We start from the raw sequence: 19,934 nt of genomic DNA, 5'->3' as shown, positions 1-19,934 counted from the left end.
GATGATTACACCAATTAAGGAATCCGCTTTTTATCAATTTATTACCGAAAATTTTCAGAAAGGAAGTTTTGCCAATGATGATATTATTGCCATAATAATGCCTTTGCTGAAAACAGTTGCTGCCATTCATAATCAGGGAAAAGTCGCGTCGTTGCAGGATATTTCGACGATTTATATTGAAAACCAGCATTTTCATATTCTTGATAATGCATTTGATATAGAAGATAATTCGAAAGTAATTTCGGCATTTTTTAAAAGCAAAAGCAGGGCGTTTGAAATTTCGGGCGAACAATTTAATACAACCGAAATTGGAGATGAAGTAAAAAGAGAATATGGCGATAAAAGTGTTGCTGAAGATGATTTGGAAAACGCAAAAAAACCTGTTTATGTAAAAGATTACAGTTGTTTTGAATTTGAGTTTGATCATCATGATCCATTGACGGATATTTTTGTTTTGGGAATGATTTTGGCGAGTATTTCGTTGCAGTTTGATTTTACGGATATTGAAGATGTAAAACGTTTTGTTGAATATCGAAAGAAAATGTACTTTTTGAACAGCAAAATAAATCCTGCAATTGCCAATATCATTTTGGGAATGACGGAATTAAATCGCGAAAATCGCTGGAAGGATTTAAATGAAATTGTAGAAAAACTCCAAAATTACAGAGATTATAATCCGGAAACTGAATATGATTTATCAAGTTTAATCGATGCAAAAGTTCAGAATAAGAATCAATTTATTCATGAAAAACTTAGAAACCGATTATTTGATAATAGCAAACGCAACAGACTTTTATATTTTCAGCCGAATTTAAAATTCCTGAATCTTACGGTTTCATCCGTTCCGCAAGCATTGAATTATGAGAATATAGATCCAAATTCTATTTTTTACTGGAATGCCGAAATCTCGAAAAAAATCAGCAATACAAGCACGATTTCGCTCAACAAATATTTAGAATTTCAGGACAATACCTACATCGTTCCTACGCTCGATAAAATTCGTTTAGAAGCCAATAAAGACATTAACGAATATGGTTTTAGTCAGTTAAAACTCGTTTTGTGCAACCTGAACTGGTTTAATACGAAAGAAGACAGTACCGAAAAAATAGTTTCGCCTTTGCTTTTGGCATCCGTAACTTTGACTAAGAAAAAAGGCGTTAAAGACGATTATTCATTAGAATTTCTGGATTCTGAAGTCGAGATAAATCCTGTTTTGGCAAATATGCTAAAAGATTTATATGATATTCGATTGCCGGAAACCATTCAGCTTTCTGAAACTAAAATTGAAGCAATTTATGAATTGTTACGCATTCAGGTCGAGAAAAACAGTTCAGGAATTGTGCTGGATTATATCGATAAACCCAAAATAAAACTGATTCATTCGCAGGCAAAACAAATCCTGACGCAGTTTAATAAACGTTCTAAAAAACGAGAAGCTATTCAGGATCAGCGAAATTTAGGGTATTCTTATAAACCCGAAAATTATCAGCCGTATGGTTTAGAACTGTTCAGGAATTATGTTTTTGCGCAGGCTTCGTCTTTAGAATATCTGATAAACAGCGATATAAAACAAAATCCTCAGTTCTTTTTTCCGAACAAAACCATCGAACGGGAGTTTTATAAACTTGATGAAGGCGACGTAAATCCTTTCCGCTGGGAATTTGACACTTGCAATTTAATCTTAGGCAATTTTAATTATAAAAAAATGTCTTTGGTTCGTGATTACAATCAGGTAATCGACAATGATGTGGAGAGCAATGTTTTTAAAAGTTTGTTCAATTCACTGGCACAAAAAGAGTTTAAAAATGAACTGGAATCCGGCAGCAGTTTTACCAAAACGTTTAATGTTGTGGCGAGCGATCCTACACAAAACAATGCTGTAAAATATTCTGAATCCGGCGAAAGCTACATTATACAAGGTCCGCCGGGAACGGGAAAATCGCAAACCATTGCGAATTTAATTGCCAATTATGTGGGAAACGGGAAAAAGGTTTTGTTTGTTTGCGAAAAACGAGCCGCGTTAGATGTCGTTTTTTACCGACTTAAAAATCAGGGTTTAGATGATTTATGCTGTTTAATTCACGATTCGCAAGCCGATAAAAAAGAGTTTATTTTAGATTTGAAGCAAACGTTTTATGATTTTACAGCATCAAAAAATAATTTTCAAACAATAGCAAAAACCCGAAATAATCTGGTTCAGAAAATTGATGACGAAATTAATAAGCTTACGGTTTTTCATGATTTTATGAATGCCAGAATCGATTCTGAAAGCAATCTTACGATCAAATCGATTTTTGATGTTTTAATTTCTAATTCGCACAAAGCATTATTAGACAGTTTAAATATGCTGGACGACAGAGCAGGATTGGAAGACTGGAATAAAAATCACGAATTATTTGAGAAATTATTTGCGATAAATCAGGAAACCAACCAATCTGAATTTTTCTCGATGCATCCGTTTCGATTTTTAAAAATGGACGCGTTTCGCAAATATCAGCATATATCAGATTTAAAAAAGGACTTAGAAAACAGTCAGGAAATACTCGAAAATATTTCAGAACGATTGGATTTTGTTTCGATTCCAAGAGAAGTTGATACGTTTTTTGAGATTCATAAATTTCTGCGAAAAGCAATCGGTACTTTTATTTATTTTGATAATAATGTATCTGAGTTATTAGAGCCAAATAGTACGCTGTTCAGATCGCTTGAAAAAGATGTTCAGACTTTATTGAAACTGCGAAATGATATTGAAAAGCTAGCCAAACAATATCCGTATTGGACAAACACGATTTCTGAAACTGATGCGAGAACGGCTTTGGAAATTATCAGAAAAAACGAAAACAGCTTTTTTAATTTTATAAGTTCCGATTATAAAAAGGCGAAAAACGAAATTCTGGCTGTTTATGATCTTAATAAACATGCCGTAAAACCAGGTTTATCTCTTGTTTTAGAAAATTATATGGCGCAATTTGAACAGGAAGAAAAATTCAATACCTTAAAAAGTGATTTTGAAAGCAAGTATAATCTTGGCGATTTATTCGAATTAAAATACCATACTGAAACGCTTAAAAAAGAATTGGATTCGACGATTTTGAATTTTGCCAAAAACCTGAATGCAGAAGAACGAAAGGAAGTTGCAGAAATTAAGAATTTGTTTTTAAAGGTAAATTCTTCTTTATGTGACAGCATCGAAAATTACGAGAATCTAAGTTTATCCGTTATTGAAAATGAGATTATTGCGATCAATACCAAGAAAGTTTATTTTGATTTGTATGCTTCCTTTTTTGATGAAATACAAGATATAAATCCGTCGATAATTCAATTATTAAAGTCAAAGAAAATCCCGCTTGATCATTTAAAAATTACTTTGGCCGAAAGATCTTTAGAGAAATATTATGCGATTAATTATACGCATAAAAAATTCAATATGGATTTGCTGCATACTTCTATTGAAAAAGTAAAAAGAATGGTTGCCGATTTATTAGAATTAAACGGAAAATATATCATTGCGAAACAAGTCAGTAATTTAAAAGAATTGATTTTAACGTCGGAAATGTCCGTTTCCGGAATGACAGCAGAACAAAAAGAAAGCAAAAGATCGATTACCGAAGGAAGAAAAATTCTGGAAAATGAATTCAGCAAAAGCATCCGATTTAAATCGATTCGTGAATTGGCTTCTTCAGATTCGGGACAAATTATTCGTGAGATAAAACCCGTTTGGTTGATGAGTCCGTTAAGTGTTTCGGATACTTTGCCGGTGGATGAAAACTATTTTGATGTCGTGATTTTTGACGAAGCGAGTCAGATTACGCTCGAAGAAGGACTTGTGCCAATATATCGTGCCAAACAAACGATAATTGTGGGCGACGAAATGCAAATGCCGCCAAGTAATTTCTTTGGAAGTTCATCCGGAAACCAAGACGATTTATGGACCGATGCAACGGAAGATGATGATGATTATTTTTCGCTTGACGCCGATAGTTTCCTGACGCAAGGCGCACGAAAATTCCCGTCGATTATGTTAGGCTGGCATTATAGAAGTAAACACGAAGCTTTAATTGGTTTCTCAAACGCTTCTTTTTATGACAGCAAATTATTGACGATTCCGGATTTAAAAGATCACAGCAAAGTGGGTGAAGCCATAATTGTTGATGATGTAAAAGAGGCGAAAAACAATCTGGATCATTTATTTTCTAAACCAATATCCTATCATTATATCTCAAAAGGAGTTTACAACGCACGTTCTAATGCAAAAGAAGCCGCATATATTGCGAATATGGTTCGTGAACTTTTAATTCAGAACAAAGAACAAAGCATTGGAATCGTCGCTTTTTCGATGGAACAGCAAAACGAAATCGAAACGGCAATCGAAAACATTTGTATTGAAGATAAAGTTTTTGAAAACCTGATTGAGGAAGAATACAAACGTATCGAAAACAATCAGTTTGTTGGACTTTTTGTAAAAAACCTCGAGAATGTACAAGGTGACGAACGCGATATTATCATTATGAGTACCTGTTACGGTTATAATCCGCAGGGAAAAATGCTGATGAATTTTGGACCAATTAACAAACGCGGCGGTGAAAAACGTTTGAATGTAATTTTTTCAAGAGCCAAGAAAAGTATGTGTGTTGTGAGTTCTATAAAATATACTGACATTAAAAACGAATACAACGAAGGCGCGAATTATTTTAGAAAATACCTTCAATATGCAGAACTGATTAGTTTGGGACAATTGGAAGCGGCAAATAATGTTTTGAATTCGATAAACAGTAAAAACAAAGTTGAAACATCCAGTTTAATTGCAAATCAGGTTCAGGCAGAAGTGGAGAAAATGGGTTATTTTGTCACTAAAAATATTGGTCAGAGTAAATTTAAATGTCATTTAGGAATTAAAAAAGCGGTTGAAGACGAAGAGTTTGTTTTAGGAATTATGATCGATGATGATCTTCATTATGCGAATGACGATATTCTCGAACAATATCTTTTAAGACCTGAAATTTTAAAAGCAAATGGCTGGACGGTTTGCCAAATTTATTCGAAAGACTGGATTGAAAACAAACCAAGAGTTTTAAAAATGATTGCAGCTTCTCTCAATAACGAAACGTTTTTTGATGAAGTTGAAATTGAAGAAACTACTATTGAAATCGAAAATGATACGCTAAATAATACTGTTGAAGGAGAATCTAACAGCAATATTAATTTTGAAAGATACCTGAATACGTCAAACGGAAGTAATAAATTCTGGGAAATTAGTTCAGAAGGAAAAAATATAACCGTTCAATACGGCAGAGTAGGAACCAAAGGACAAAAAATGGTAAAAGCCTTTGATAGCGAAGAACAAGCCTTAAAAGAAAAACGAAAACTAATCGCTCAAAAGGTTGCCAAAGATTATTATAAGGAATCCGATAATAATTAATTTTAACACATAGAAACATAGCTTCGTTTGTCTTCAAAAGGCGTTTCACTTGTACTAATTCACATACCTATGTTTGGAAACTTGTTTCTTTTTTGCTCTTTTTTCGAGCAATAAAATCTATGTTTCTATGTGTTTAAGAAGCTTTAAATAATAAAAAACAGATATTTGCGTAAATTTTACACAAAATAAATAGCTCAATAAAAATATTAATCTATATTTGCGTATAATTAACGCAAACTAAAAAAACTATGATACTTAACCTAGACCCAAAATTCGCTCCATTTCTTAACGAAGAAGAAATCAAATTTCAAAGTTTTACATTTTCTGGCGGAGAACCTCACATTAAAATCAATCCCGATTTTGATCACAATCAAAAAGTAACCATTACACAACGCTTAAATTCGTTCAACGATTTGGGTTTGTTGTGTATCACGGTAGATGCTTTACGCAGAATGGATGTTAAAGTAATCGATTTGTTTATTCCGTATTTTCCGGCTGCAAGACAAGATCGTGTGATGATTAAGGGTGAATCTTTATCTGTAAAAGTCTATGCTGATATTATTAACGGACTTCAATTGAATAAAGTTTCTGTTTTTGATGCGCATTCTGAAGTTACTCCGGCGTTGGTAAACAATTGCGAAGTGATTCCGAATCATACTTTTATTCAGCAGGTTTTAAAAGTAATTGGCGAAAATGTAAAATTGATTTCTCCTGATGGCGGCGCTCTTAAAAAAATCTACAAAGTTTCTGAATTTTTAGGCGGAGTTGATGTTGTAGAATGCAGCAAAAGCCGTGATGTAAAAACCGGAAAATTATCTGGTTTCAAAGTATACGAAGACGATTTAAACGGAATCGACTGTTTAATTGTTGATGATATTTGCGACGGCGGCGGAACTTTTGTTGGCTTAGCCGAAGAATTAAAAAATAAAAATGCCGGAAAATTATACTTAGCCGTAAGCCACGGAATTTTCAATAAAGGTTTTGAAGTTCTGGATTGTTTTGACAAAATATTTACTACGAATTCAGTAAAAGATTTCGAAGGCGAAAGTGTACAAGTAATAAAGTTAGATCAATTAGTTTAAAAAATAGTTTCAAGTTTCAGGTTTCAAGTTGCTGTAGAGAACGTGAAACCTGAAACCTGAAACTTGAAACCTGAAACAAAAAAAAACTATTAACCATTAAAAGCCAAAATTATGAGTGATGATTTAAAACCAAGATTTATTGAGTCTTTAAGAAGAAACAATGATCAGATTAGAGAAGACAGAGCCAAAACAATTGGTGAAGATTCTGAGTTAATTTACAGACGCCGCGTTGAAGATATTGAGCTGAAAATAAAAAGATTGGAAAGAGAACAGGAAGGTCTTATCGATATTAGTCCGCTTGACAAAAACAGTTTAACATTTGCTGACTTTCAACCGGAAGCATTTGTGCAAAGAGATATGGAATTATCATTAACAATCAGAAATTTAAATATTCAGTTTGAAGTGACAAAAAAGAGATTCGAATATTTATTTGGTAAAACATTTTAGTTATGGGAGGTACAAGATATGATTTAGGCGCTCGCGATAGCAGAGCAAAAAAAGCAGGTTACGGATTTAAATCTGCAAGCGAAATTTTCGTGCAAAACCAAATAGGAGTGGCGCATGAATCTATGAATCCAAACGGAATTACGTTTAGAGAAGCCAGAGATTCGGCAGTTCACCCAAATTCAGTTCCCATTATTTTAGGATTGGATGTTACGGGAAGTATGGGACATATTCCGCATGAATTGATTAAGGAAGGACTTCCGAAATTAATGGGCGGAATTATTCAGGGCGGAGTTCCGGATCCGGCACTTTTGTTTTTAGGAATTGGAGATCACGAATGTGACAGATTTCCGTTGCAGGTTGGACAATTTGAATCTGGCGATGAAGAACTGGATATGTGGTTAACCAGAACGTATATTGAAGCCGGAGGCGGAGGAAATGCGGGAGAAAGTTATCTTCTGGCGTGGTATTTTGCCGCTTTTCATACCAAAACCGATGCTTTCGAAAAAAGAGGACAAAAAGGATTGTTGTTTACGGTTGGTGATGAACCTAATTTACAAACGCTTCCGGCATCTGCCATAAAAGAAATTATGGGTTCGGGACAACAGACTTATACGGCTGCTGAATTATTAAAAGAAGCGCAAAAACGTTACGAAGTATATCATATTAGTGTATTGCATTCTGATCAAGCAGTAAGAGCAAATGTAGCCTGGAAAGAATTACTGGGTGAAAATTGTTTGTCTATCGAAGATCACAGAGAAATTCCGAATATTATTAAAAAAGTGATTTGCGACAAACATAAAAGTTCTGGTTTAGGTTTGGGAACAATTCCGCTTGACGGATTAGATAATATTGAAATGCTTTAAATGACATAAATGTTTAACACATAGAAACATAGTTTTTTGTTAGTGACTAAAAGAAAATAAAAAGAAACCAGTTTCTCACACATAGAAACTATGTTTGTTTAAACAAATGAAACGCCTTTTTTAAGCTTCGAAAGTCTATGATTCTATGTGTTTAAATAATTTTAAAAATAAATGAAAACAGCCCAAATAGTTATAGGCCTAGGATTTGGCGATGAAGGAAAAGGAATTACAACAGATTTTCTGGCGAAGCAAAATCCTGAATCTATAGTTATTCGGTTTTCAGGAGGTCAGCAAGCGGCACATACGGTTATGATTGGCGATAAAAAACACGTTCATTCGAGTTTTGCGAGTGGTGCGCTTCGTGGTTTGCCTTCTTATTTTAGTGAACATTGCACAATTCATCCGGTTTTTTTATACAACGAAAGAAAAGAACTTGAAGAATTGGGAGGAAATATTGAACTTCATATTCATCCTTTAGCAAAAATCACGACTCCATTTGACGTTTGGCAAAACCGAAATAATGTTAAAAATCTGGATCACGGAACTTGCGGAAAAGGTGTTGGAGCTACGATGAAACGTAATGAAGGACAATACAAATTATATGCGATAGATTTGATTGCCCCTCGCCAAATGCTTTTAGCAAAGTTAGAGAAGATCGCTTATTATTATGGTTTTCTAAATGAAAGTGAAATCGACGAAGAAGTAAATCATTTTCTTGAAGTTGTTGATGAAATAAAATGGATTATCAGCGATTACAGCTTTTTAGAAAACTATTCGAATCTTATTTTCGAAGGGAGTCAGGGAATTTTGCTCGACATGGATCACGGCGTTTTTCCGAATGTTACGTATGCGAATACAACTTCAAAAAATGCATTTGAAATCTGTCAAAAATTACAAATTACAGCTATCGAAATGTATTATGTCACCAGAAGTTATTCAACCAGACACGGAAGCGGCTGGATGAGTAATGAAAGGGAATTAAAATTAAAAAATAACGAAGAAGAAACCTGTATTTACAACGACTTTCAAAAAGAATTGCGAACGGGAGATTTAGATTACGATCTTTTAAATTATAGTTTAAAGTTAGATGCAGCTTATAGTCCAAACGCAAAAAGAAATCTGGTTGTAACCTGTATGGATCAGATTGAAATTGATTACGAATTCGAAAAGCTAACAACAGAATTTACAGAAATCTACGGATCGTTTTCGCCGGATTCTAAAGATTTTAAACTGCTAACTTCTTTGTTTCAATAGAGGAAATAAATACTATATTGAAGAATAGTAATCTCAATAGAAATAAATAATTTATAAATTAACGAATAAAAGCCTATGAACCCACTATTATTAACAGACGGTTACAAAGTTGACCACAGACGACAATACCCAGACAAAACTACATTAGTATATTCGAACTGGACACCAAGAAAATCAAGAATTGAAGGTCTTGATGAGGTCGTGTTTTTTGGATTACAATATTTTATCAAAAAATATATTATTCACGATTTTGATGCTGATTTCTTTAAAAAGCCAAAAGAAGAAGTGGTTAAAAAATATGCCCGCCGAATCAATAATTATTTAGGTGAAAATCAGGTTGGAACTCAACATATCGAAGATTTACATGATTTAGGATATATTCCGATGGTTTTTAAAGCCTTGCCGGAAGGAGCGAGCGTGCCTTTAAGAGTGCCAATGTTTACGATGTACAATACGATTCCGGAATTTTTCTGGCTGACAAATTATTTCGAAACATTGCTTTCTGCCGTAATTTGGCTGCCTTGTAACTCTGCAACAATTGCGAAAGAATACAGAAAAGTATTAGACAAATATGCGGATGAAACTTCTTCTGTACCTGAATTTGTAGATTGGCAGGCGCATGATTTCTCCATGAGAGGAATGGGCGGAATTGAAGCGGCAATAACTTCTGCAGCAGGACATTTATTGAGTTTTACAGGTTCAGATACGATTCCGGTAATTGATTTCTTTGAAGATTATTACAACGCTAATTCTGATACGGAATTAATCGCAGGTTCAGTTGCCGCAACAGAGCATTCTGTAATGTGTATGGGAACTACCGAAGGCGAATGTGAAACTTTTAAAAGATTAGTTACTGAGGTTTATCCAAAAGGAATTGTTTCGATCGTTTCTGATACCTGGGATTTATGGAAGGTTTTAACGGATTATTTACCACGACTAAAAGATGATATTGTTGCGAGAGAAGGTAAAGTCGTGATTCGTCCCGATAGTGGTGATCCGGTTGATATTATCTGCGGAAATCCAAACGGAAAAACAGAACAAGAAAAGAAAGGGGTTATTGAGCTGCTTTGGGATGTTTTTGGAGGCACAACGAATGCAAAAGGATATAAGGAGCTTATTCCTCAAATTGGCGCCATTTACGGCGATAGTATTACGGTGGCAAGAGCAACGCAAATTTGCGAAAGATTAAAAGAAAAAGGTTTTGCATCTACAAACGTCGTTTTAGGAATTGGTTCTTTTACGTATCAATACAATACCAGAGATACTTTTGGTTTTGCGATGAAAGCCACTTACGGAGAAGTTGATGGGGAAGGAAGGGCAATCTTCAAAGATCCGATTACAGATGACGGAACTAAAAAATCGGCAAAAGGGTTAATGAAAATTGATTTAGTTGACGGTGTATATCATTTAACCGATAATGTTTCATGGGAAGAAGAAAAACAAGGCGAATTGAAAGAAGTTTTCAGAGATGGGAAACTTTTGGATGATCTGTCTTTGAGTGATGTTAGAGCGAGAGTTAAAGCTCAGATAGGCGTTACGCTATAAAAATTAAAAGCCTGAATTTTAATTCAGGCTTTTTTTATTTGTTCCGATGTAAAGTTCGTTCCTCGCAATGACATGCTTTGCGGTTATTTTTTTATTTCTTATAAAAATTATTATGATCAATATATTCCCAAACTTTTGGTGGTAATAAAGGCTGAATATTTTTACCTTCTTTAATACTGTTTCGGATAAATGTTGATGAAATTTCTACAATAGGCGCATCAATAATATGAACTTTTGGATGTGATTTTAGTTCGACATTTTCTTCTTCTTCAGAAATTCTGGGATAAACGTAAATATCATAATGATCGAGAATAACTTCGTAATTTTTCCATTTATGAAGTGTTTTCAAATTGTCTTCGCCCATAATTAAGGAGAATTCATGAGTTGGATATTTCTCCTGCAAATGAACCAAAGTATTTACTGTATAATTGGGTTGAGGTAATTTAAACTCAATATCCGAAGGTTTAATTTTTGGATAATCTTCTGTAGCCAGAAAAACCATTTGCAACCGCTGATGATCGTCTAATAATGTCGCTTTCTTTTTTAACGGATTATGAGGCGTAACAACCATCCAAATCTGATCTAAATCGGCAAATTCAGCCATATGATTGGCAATAATTAAATGTCCAACATGAATGGGATTATACGTTCCGAAATAAAGACCTATTTTCATTTATTTTTATTAAAAGATTAAAAGATTAAATAATTTAAAGAAGGAAACAATAATTTTTCAATCATTAAATTTTTCAATTTTTCAATTTCTACTTGTTTACAAAATCCTTTACCAATTGATATGCTTCTTCTTTTGCGGTATCTAAATCGTAATTTTTTATGATGGTATCAAATTGCGGAGCAGTTGCTAATTCGACAGAAGCTTTTGCAATACGCATATTGATTTTGTCGTCAGTTTCTGTAGAACGCTCTTTTAATCGGCGTTTTAGTTCGTCGACACTTGGTGGTTTTACGAAAACGGCCAACGTTTGTTCCGGAAATTTGTGTTTGATACGCAATCCGCCGGCAACATCAATATCAAAAATCACGTTTTTTCCTAAAGCCCAGATTCTTTCAATTTCAGCTTTTAAAGTACCGTAAAAGTTATCGCGATATACTTCTTCCCATTCCAGGAAATCTTCGGCTTTAATGTGTTTTTTGAATTCTTCTAACGAAATAAAATAATAATCTTTTCCGTGTTCTTCTTCTCCGCGCGGGTCGCGTGAAGCCGCTGAGATCGAAAATTCTAAGTTTAAATCTTCTTTCCCAAGTAAATGCCTTACTATAGTTGTTTTTCCTGATCCCGAAGGTGCTGAGAAAACAATTAACTTTCCTTTGTTCATTATTTATGCTTTAGGCTTTCGGCTGTACGCTTTAAGCTCTTTTACTTTATGTTTTTTGCTTAAAGCCTATTGCTTAAAGCTTATGGCTTTTAAAGTACATTCAAAACCTGTTCCTTAATCTTCTCCAATTCATCTTTCATCATCACAACCAATTTTTGCATTTGGGCATGATTTGATTTTGAACCCATTGTATTGATTTCTCTTCCCATTTCCTGAGTAATAAAACCTAATTTTCTACCATTAGCTTCTGTACCTTTTATGGTTTCTAAAAAATAATCTAAATGATTCGTCAAGCGAACTTTTTCTTCTGTAATATCCAGTTTTTCTAAATAATAAATCAATTCCTGTTCGAAACGATTTTCATCAACATTAACTTTCAATTCAGATATTGCAGTTTGCAAACGGTCTTTGATAGCCTGAACACGTTCCGGATCAAGTGCCAAAGCATCATTCATATATTGACGGATATTTCCAATTCTCAGGTTGAATTCTTTTTCAAGAGATTCTCCTTCATCTTTTCTGAAGTTTAAGATGTTTTGAATGGCTTCTTCGATAATAACCTGAATTTGTTCCCAGTCATTTTCATCGATTTCCTCACGTTCTGTTTTTAATGTATCCGGCATACGAACGGCCATTTTCATTAATTCAGTTTCATCAGCATCCTGATATACTTCTCTTAATTGAGCAATATAGTTTTTTACAACAGGAACATTTACTTTAGTCGAAGTTTGTTCGGCAGTACTTTCGATGTAAATCGCAAAATCAATTTTTCCTCTTTCAAGTTTTGTAGAAATAAAAGTTCGCAAACCTAATTCCATTTCGCGATAAAGCGACGGCATTCTTACGTTTAAATCTAAACCTTTACTATTTAAGGATTTTACTTCGACGGTAATTTTTTTTGTAGGCAATTGCAAAGAAGCTTTGCCAAACCCTGTCATAGATTGTATCATATAATTGAGTATAAAGGCGCAAAGATAAATAAAAGTTTGCAGTCTTGGGGTTTAAATCACTAAACTGTTAAAGTCAGTGTTGTGTTGGGTTTTTTTGCCACAGATTAAAATGATTTTATGGATTTTATCAATCTGTGAGAATCTTTTAATCTGTGACTAACTTTTTAAGATAAAGCTTTCATGACCTGCAAAGTGACAGGCTGCGTATTGCCAATATAAATTTTTTCATCAATAATAAAAACCGGACGGCTTATAAAGGTATAATGTTCTAAGATGTATTTTTTAAAATCTGCTTCGGTTAAGTTTTTGTTTTTTAAATCCATTGATTTATACAACTGCGCTTTTTTGCTGAATAACGCTTCATAACTGCCCGCAAGCTGATACATTTCGTCAAGTTCAGCTTCTGTAATTGGATTTTGTTTGATGTCGTGAAAAACCAAATCATTATCTTTTGGTAAGCTTTTGATAATTTTTCGACAAGTATCGCAAGAAGCTAAGTAATATATTTTGTTCATAATTTCTAATTTATATGACTACAAAGAAAATTCATTTAAAACTGAAAAATGCCTAATTTTAGAAAAAAAATAAAAATATGAATCCAGTTTTTGAAGTACAAAAAACGATTAGAGAAATTCTGTTAAAAGTTTTAGACAATCATTCATTAGAGCAGCTAAATAAAATTCCGGATGGATTTAGCAATAATTTAATTTGGAATATTGCGCATTGTATATCCTCGCAACAAGTTTTAATTTATAAATTATCTGGTTTGACGCCAATAGTTTCAGAAGAATTTATTGCAAAATACAGAAAAGGAACAAAGCCGGAAGGAGATGTTTCGCAAGCAGAAGTCGATGAAATTCGGGTTTTACTTTCTACGACTGTAGATCAGGTACAAAAAGATTTTGCTGCTAATGTTTTTGTTCATTATACTGAATATGCAACAAGTTTAGGTTATACGCTTAAAAACGTTGACGGAGCTTTAAACTATAATAATTACCATGAAGGAATTCATACGGGAGTTATTATGAGTATTAGAAAGTTTGTTTAAATAAAAAAAATCCCGCTCGGCGAACGGGATTTTTTTTTATTCTATTATAGTTTCTATTGTCACTTTCATTGCGCCTGCGCCTTTGCTTTTGGTAATTTCCATAAAAGCTCTTTTTGAAAGATCTAATTCACGTGTTTTTACAAATGGGCCACGATCTGTGATTCTTACGATTACAAATTTTCCGTTTGCTTCATTGGTCACTTTTATTTTTGTTCCAAAGGGAAGTTTTTTGTGTGCTGCGGTATATTTGTTATTATCGAACCTGCTTCCGTCTGCTGTTTTTCTTCCGGTAAATTTATCAGCATAGTACGATGCGTGTGCATTTTTCTTGTAGGGTCTTAATTTTAAGCCTTTATCAATAAAAATAGAGTCAATTTGTGTAGGTTGCAAAACTGACTTGGTTTTTAATGTGTCCTGAACGATTTTAGGCTGTTCTATCGCTTGTTTGCTTTGACTGATTATATAAGTAAAACAACTTAAAAATGTAACTGCGAATAGTGAGGTTTTAATGTTTTTTTTAATTCTCATGGGTTATTGTTTTTCAGACTTGGGGAGTTTGTACAAATAATATGCCGAGATAAAAAAAGCCCTGTTCAGGGCTTTATTTGGTGGTTTTTAGAACCAAAGATTCCACGGGATTCTACTTAAAATAAGTAATAATCCTAAACCGTAAAAAATAGCGAATGTCTTGAATTTTGCTTCGCTGTTTATAAGTTTTTTATGTTTAGACCATCCAATAGTGATTAGGATGATTGCTATAATATTAATTAAAGGGTGTTCTAATGAAGTTAATCTAAGTTCAGCATTAGACATTTGTCCGAAGGCAGCTTTTCCTAACGGAGATACAAAATAAAGAATCAAACCAATTAATAATTGAGTGTGTGTTCCGATTAATGCAAATAAGGCAATTTTACGATCTTTACCAGTAAAATCTTTTTTTGAAGTTAATCCGATTATAGCATTTACAACCGCAATTAATAAAAGCAGCAAAGCTAAATAAGCCCAGCCTGAATGAAGTTTTTGTAAAAAATAATACATAAATTGATTTTTTGTTTGAAACAAATATAACAAAAAAGGGTATAAAAAAACGGCATTGAACTTAAAAGTCAATGCCGTTTATGATATTTATTTAGATTCTAAATATTAGAAATCATAACGTAAGCTAAAGTTCCAAGTTCTTCCAAATCCGAAGTATACCTGGTTATTAGTTGCAATACCTTGGTAAAGCGCTCCTGCTTGTGCATAAGTTACAGCTGGAACTGCTGGAGTTGTTGGAGTTGCTGGAATTGCAGCTGTTTTAACGTCATCAGCAAAGATGTTTGTTTTACCTTCAGCGATATAAGTTTTATCAAAAACGTTATTTACATTTAATCTGAAGTTTACAGAATTGCTTTTAGTTTTACCAACTAATAATTTGTATGAAAGACCTGCGTCAAATAAACCGTAAGAAGGTAATTCTAATGAACCTTTATTGTTTGGATCAGTAAAGTTTCCTGGAGTAATAGACGAGTATAATTTGTCATTATAGTTGTAATTTGCGTCAATATTAAAACGAGTTAATATTTCGTATGTTGCACCTAATGAAGCAGTTGTTTGAGCAGCATCACCTACTTTTACTCCATCTAAATAAAGAGTTGATGGTTTACCACCTCCAATAGGGTTGTTTGATGCATCATAACGGTTACTTGTACTTGTTCCGCTATATTTCCAGTCTCCAATAGAGAACATTGCATTAATTTTAAGTTTTTGCATAATTCTTGCAGTTCCTTCAAATTCAATTCCTGAGTGAATTTCAGTAATTCCAGAGAAATCATAGTAACCTCCAGGGTTTGTTGCATCACCGTCAGTAGATCTTTGGTATCTGTCTTTCCAAGAAGTACGGTATAAGTTCACATTTGCATTGAAAATTCCAGAACGGAAACCGTAACCAGCTTCTAAACCAAAGATTTTCTCATTTGTTAAGTTACCATTTACTAAAGAAGCGTTGTTTGGATAAACTGCATTAAAGAATGGTTGTTTTGAATAATATCCTGTATTAAAGAATACGTTGTGGTGTTCATTAATGTTAAAGTTAGCTCCACCTTTTACGTTTCCTCCAAGAATGTTTTCAAAACCTGTTTTAGATAAAGCGTCTGTAGATAAATATTTAAAATAATCTACTCTTTTGAAACCTTGATTAGAAACTGCTCCCTGAACAAATACAGTTAATCTGTCGTTAGTGTACTCTAATTGAGTAAATCCACCATACCAGTTTACAACACCATCATTGTAGAAGTTAATTTTTTGCTCACCATCTACACTTTTGAAAGGATTCCAAGAAGGGTATGTAGAATAAGTTTGGTATAAGGTTCTGGTTTGATTGTTGATATCATTACTTGTAGAACCAGTTGCGATATAATTTGCATTATAGCTGTCTCCACCTAAAAGATTGTTGATGTTTTGGTAGTGAATACCTTTGTATCCTCTAACATCGATACCAAGATCTAAAGTAAAGTGCTCACCGAATTTTTTGTCAAAATTCACAATACCACCATACCAGTTATGAGAGTTGATTGATGAGATTTGAGAGATACCAGCACCAGTTCCAGTTGTTGCAGAACTATTTTGGTATTCGCCATTTGCAATTGGTGTACGTGTTAATGTCGTAGCAGAACCAGCTAATTGTATAGGTTGTCCAGAGTTGTAAGCAACGATTTTGTCATAATCAACTAATCCGTCAGCTGTTCTTAAACCTGCACTAACATAGTTGTTTCCTTGAATCGCACCAGCTCCTGTTGCTCCACCTCCACGTCCGAAAGAAGCGTAAAGAATAGTAGATAATTTTGAAGTTTCGTTGATTTTATAATCCCAGTTAAGAGAAGCTACAGGTTTGTGGTAGTAGTTTCTTTTCATGTTGAAATCTTCTCCATTTAAATGACCCCAATCAGAGTTGTATTTTGTATTTGGGTCAGTAAGAGATCCGTATTTTTGGTACGTAGCAAGTGTGATGAAAGTAGATCTTTGATCGTGCCATTGTGGCGCACCTGTAAATGTAAATTGAAATTGGTGTTTGTCATCTTTAGTAGAATAACCAAGACCAATATAGTAATTGTCTCCGTTAAACGCAGTTCCATCAATATAACCATCACCTTGAGTGTGGCTGTATAAAATAGATGCAGATAAACCATTGCTTAATCTTCCTGTGTTGTAAGAAACTTGTGATTTAATATAGTTGTCATTACCAAATGAAGTAGCAACAGATCCACCTTGTTTTAAATCAGAAGCTTTAGTTAAGATGTTGATTGTACCCCCAACAGAAGCAATTGCTAATTTTGAAGATCCTAAACCTCTTTGTACCTGCATAGCAGAAGTTACATCTGAAAGACCAGCCCAGTTACTCCAGTAAACAGTTCCACCTTCCATATCATTAACCGGCATACCGTTGATCATAACGGCAATGTTTTTTTGGTCAAAACCACGAATGTTGATTCTTGAGTCTCCAAATCCACCACCAGACTTAGTAGCGTATACTGAAGGTGTATTTTTAAGGATTTCAGGGAATTCCTGAGAACCTAATTTTTCTTGAATTTCGGCAGCTCTAATAGTAGAAACAGCAACAGGAGTTTTTCTGTCTTTTGCAATATCTACAGTGCTACTTTTAACAACAATTTCGCTCAATTCGTTTGAATTAGATTTCAAAACGATTTCGCCTAAATTTGTTGTTGCTCCATTTGCAACAGTAAATGAAATTGTTTTTGTTTCATATCCAAGATAAGAAACAACAATTTCTCCTGAAGTAGCTGAAGTTGTAATAGTAAATTTACCATCAAAATCGCTCGTGCCAGCGCTTGTTGATCCTTTTACTACAGCGTTAGCGCCAGGTAAAGAAAGGGCACCATCGGTAATAGTACCGGTAATTTTGCCTTGAGAAAATGCGGTTGAAACTATCATGAACAATAGTCCCGTGAGTAACCAATTTTTCATTGTCTTCATTTGTTTATTTAGTTTATTGTTTTTGGCAAAATTATAACAATAAAATCGGATAATGTTATCAAAATGTTAAGAAAAGAAAGTTTTGTTTAATCTCTTGCGTATTAAAATGTTTTTTTCTTTTTGCATTACATTAAATCATGTTTTCTTGAATTTAATGCCTGCATTTTTGTTAAAATGATAATAATTCAAATGGTGTTGTAGTGTTTAACTTTCAAAAAAAGCTGTTTTATTTGTTAAAAAAAGAAGTTTATACGAAAAAACGCCTTAATTTATGTTAAATCAAGGCGTTTCAAATTGTTAGCTAATTTTTAAATTATTTATTTCTCAAAAAATGAGTCAATAAAAAGGATGTTGAGCTATCGTGAGTTTTTACTGTTTTAGTATTTATCTCCTCTAAAATAGAATTTGCCAATTGTTTTCCTAATTCTACTCCCCATTGATCATAACTAAATATATTCCAGATAATTCCCTGAACAAAAATCTTATGTTCGTATAAAGCAATTAATGAACCTAGAGATTTAGGCGTTAACTTTTGGATTAGGATTGTATTCGTTGGTTTGTTTCCGGTGAAAACCTTAAAAGGCAATAAGTAAGAAGCTTTTTCTGCAGAAAGTCCTTGTTTGTCAAATTCTGCCTGAACTTGTGCTCCTGTTTTTCCGTTCATTAAAGCTTCGGTTTGAGCAAAAAAGTTCGACATCAATTTGTCATGATGATCTTCGTTTCCATATAAAGGTTTTACGAATCCAATAAAATCAGTCGGAATCAATTTTGTTCCCTGATGAATCAATTGGAAAAAAGCATGTTGCGAATTTGTTCCCGGTTCACCCCAAATAATAGTTCCCGTTTGATAGTTAACCGGTTTTCCGTCACGGCCAACACTTTTACCGTTGCTTTCCATCGTCGCCTGTTGCAAATACGGAGCTAATTTTTGTAAATATTGTGTGTACGGAATCAAAGCTTCACTTTCGGCACCAAAGAAATTGTTGTACCAAACGCTTAACAAAGCTAAAATTACAGGAATGTTTTCATCAAATTCTGACGTTTTAAAATGCTCGTCCATTTCATTGGCACCTTTCAATAAATCATTATAATTATCAAAACCAATTGCCAAAGCAATGCTTAAACCAACAGCGCTCCATAAAGAAAATCTTCCTCCAACCCAATCCCACATTGGGAAAACATTGTCAGGATTAATTCCAAATTCAGTTACTTTTTGAATGTTTGTCGAAACAGCCACAAAATGTTTCGCAATATCTTCTTTCGAAGCCGATTTTAAAAACCACTCTTTTATAGTTTCAGAATTTGATAGTGTTTCCTGAGTTGTAAAAGTTTTAGAAACAATTAAAAATAAAGTCGTTTCAGGATTCAGTTTTTTGATTACTTCATTTACGTGATCGCCATCAACATTGGAAACAAAGTGAACATTTAAATGATTTTTGTAAAATTGTAAAGCTTCAACCGCCATAACCGGACCAAGATCTGAACCTCCAATACCAATATTGACAATATCAGTAAATGTTTTTCCGGTAAAACCTTTTCTTTCTCCCGAAATAACTTCGCTTGTAAATTTCTTGATTTTATTTTTTACCTCATAAACTTCCGGAATTACATTTTCGCCATCAACTTTAATAACTGCCGATTCCGGTGCGCGCAAAGCCGTATGTAAAACCGCTCTGTTCTCTGTTTGGTTGATAATTGCTCCGCCAAAATAGTCAGCGATTGCATTTTTTAAGCCAATTGAATTCGCCAATTCTAATAAAAGCGAAATAGTTTCCTGACTAATATTGTTTTTAGAATAATCAACTAAAAAATCATTCCATTGTAAATTGAATTTCTCAACGCGGGCATTATCCTGCTGAAATAATTCTTGTATCGTAGTTTCGTGAATTGCGTTATAGTGGTTTTGCAGATTTTTCCACGCTTCAGTCCCGGTTGGGTTTGTAGTGTTTAAAGCCATTTTTTTGTTTGTATTGAAGTTTGTTTATTGAAACACAAAAATACTGAAATTACTTTTAATAGC

At 33.7% G+C, this 19,934-nt stretch carries 15 protein-coding genes; 7 read left to right on the top strand and 8 right to left on the bottom strand.

Features of this window, described 5'->3' with window-relative positions; translation table 11 throughout:
* The first annotated feature begins 1 nt into the window (after position 1).
* The 6 genes from OLM54_RS15295 to OLM54_RS15270 all read left to right on the top strand — a co-directional run bounded on the left by OLM54_RS15295 (position 2) and on the right by OLM54_RS15270 (position 10,610).
* Entirely contained in the window at positions 2-5,419 is a 5,418-nt protein-coding gene (locus tag OLM54_RS15295; RefSeq protein ID WP_264535437.1) for an AAA domain-containing protein, read from the top strand.
* 248 nt (positions 5,420-5,667) lie between these two features.
* Positions 5,668-6,501: a ribose-phosphate diphosphokinase gene (gene prs, locus OLM54_RS15290; RefSeq protein WP_264535436.1), complete on the top strand. Its 834-nt coding sequence runs from the start codon at positions 5,668-5,670 to the stop codon at positions 6,499-6,501.
* Positions 6,502-6,612: 111 nt separating this feature from the next.
* On the top strand, positions 6,613-6,948 hold the full coding sequence (locus OLM54_RS15285) for a hypothetical protein (protein ID WP_078006797.1): 336 nt from the start codon (positions 6,613-6,615) through the stop codon (positions 6,946-6,948).
* A gap of 2 nt (positions 6,949-6,950) precedes the next feature.
* Positions 6,951-7,811: a hypothetical protein gene (locus OLM54_RS15280; protein ID WP_264535435.1), complete on the top strand. Its 861-nt coding sequence runs from the start codon at positions 6,951-6,953 to the stop codon at positions 7,809-7,811.
* A gap of 171 nt (positions 7,812-7,982) precedes the next feature.
* The gene (locus OLM54_RS15275; RefSeq protein ID WP_264535434.1) at positions 7,983-9,065 is read left to right on the top strand and encodes an adenylosuccinate synthetase; all 1,083 of its coding nucleotides are present in this window, start codon (positions 7,983-7,985) and stop codon (positions 9,063-9,065) included.
* 75 nt (positions 9,066-9,140) lie between these two features.
* Positions 9,141-10,610 carry a nicotinate phosphoribosyltransferase gene (locus OLM54_RS15270; RefSeq protein WP_264535433.1) on the top strand — a complete coding sequence of 490 codons (1,470 nt, stop codon included), beginning with the start codon at positions 9,141-9,143 and terminating at the stop codon, positions 10,608-10,610.
* A 91-nt stretch (positions 10,611-10,701) separates the two neighbouring features.
* On the opposite strand, the gene nadD is transcribed toward OLM54_RS15270, so the two are convergent.
* From nadD to OLM54_RS15250, 4 genes are all read right to left on the bottom strand, one after another.
* A complete protein-coding gene (gene nadD, locus OLM54_RS15265; RefSeq protein ID WP_264535432.1) occupies positions 10,702-11,283 on the bottom strand; it encodes a nicotinate (nicotinamide) nucleotide adenylyltransferase in 582 nt (193 codons plus the stop codon).
* Between the two features lie 88 nt (positions 11,284-11,371).
* Positions 11,372-11,944 (bottom strand): guanylate kinase, encoded by a 573-nt coding sequence (gene gmk / locus OLM54_RS15260; RefSeq protein ID WP_264535431.1) that lies wholly within the window; start codon positions 11,942-11,944, stop codon positions 11,372-11,374.
* Positions 11,945-12,033: 89 nt separating this feature from the next.
* Positions 12,034-12,894 carry a YicC/YloC family endoribonuclease gene (locus tag OLM54_RS15255; protein WP_264535430.1) on the bottom strand — a complete coding sequence of 287 codons (861 nt, stop codon included), beginning with the start codon at positions 12,892-12,894 and terminating at the stop codon, positions 12,034-12,036.
* Between the two features lie 164 nt (positions 12,895-13,058).
* The gene (locus tag OLM54_RS15250) at positions 13,059-13,409 is read right to left on the bottom strand and encodes an arsenate reductase family protein (RefSeq protein WP_264535429.1); all 351 of its coding nucleotides are present in this window, start codon (positions 13,407-13,409) and stop codon (positions 13,059-13,061) included.
* A gap of 77 nt (positions 13,410-13,486) precedes the next feature.
* Here OLM54_RS15250 and OLM54_RS15245 point away from each other — a divergent pair, with 77 nt between their 5' ends.
* Positions 13,487-13,942 carry a DinB family protein gene (locus OLM54_RS15245; RefSeq protein ID WP_264535428.1) on the top strand — a complete coding sequence of 152 codons (456 nt, stop codon included), beginning with the start codon at positions 13,487-13,489 and terminating at the stop codon, positions 13,940-13,942.
* Between the two features lie 36 nt (positions 13,943-13,978).
* On the opposite strand, the gene OLM54_RS15240 is transcribed toward OLM54_RS15245, so the two are convergent.
* The 4 genes from OLM54_RS15240 to pgi all read right to left on the bottom strand — a co-directional run bounded on the left by OLM54_RS15240 (position 13,979) and on the right by pgi (position 19,871).
* On the bottom strand, positions 13,979-14,470 hold the full coding sequence (locus OLM54_RS15240; RefSeq protein ID WP_264535427.1) for a septal ring lytic transglycosylase RlpA family protein: 492 nt from the start codon (positions 14,468-14,470) through the stop codon (positions 13,979-13,981).
* An 87-nt stretch (positions 14,471-14,557) separates the two neighbouring features.
* Entirely contained in the window at positions 14,558-14,980 is a 423-nt protein-coding gene (locus tag OLM54_RS15235; protein ID WP_115847824.1) for a hypothetical protein, read from the bottom strand.
* Positions 14,981-15,085: 105 nt separating this feature from the next.
* Positions 15,086-17,914 carry a TonB-dependent receptor gene (locus tag OLM54_RS15230; protein ID WP_264535426.1) on the bottom strand — a complete coding sequence of 943 codons (2,829 nt, stop codon included), beginning with the start codon at positions 17,912-17,914 and terminating at the stop codon, positions 15,086-15,088.
* 313 nt (positions 17,915-18,227) lie between these two features.
* Positions 18,228-19,871, bottom strand: coding sequence for a glucose-6-phosphate isomerase (gene pgi, locus OLM54_RS15225; RefSeq protein ID WP_264535425.1), 1,644 nt, complete (start codon positions 19,869-19,871; stop codon positions 18,228-18,230).
* Positions 19,872-19,934 lie beyond the last annotated feature (63 nt).

Origin of the sequence: Flavobacterium sp. N1736 (assembly GCF_025947065.1) — a bacterium.
Classification (GTDB): domain Bacteria; phylum Bacteroidota; class Bacteroidia; order Flavobacteriales; family Flavobacteriaceae; genus Flavobacterium.
Note: the sequence above shows the minus strand (reverse complement) of the source record. Positions and strands in the feature narration are given on the sequence as shown.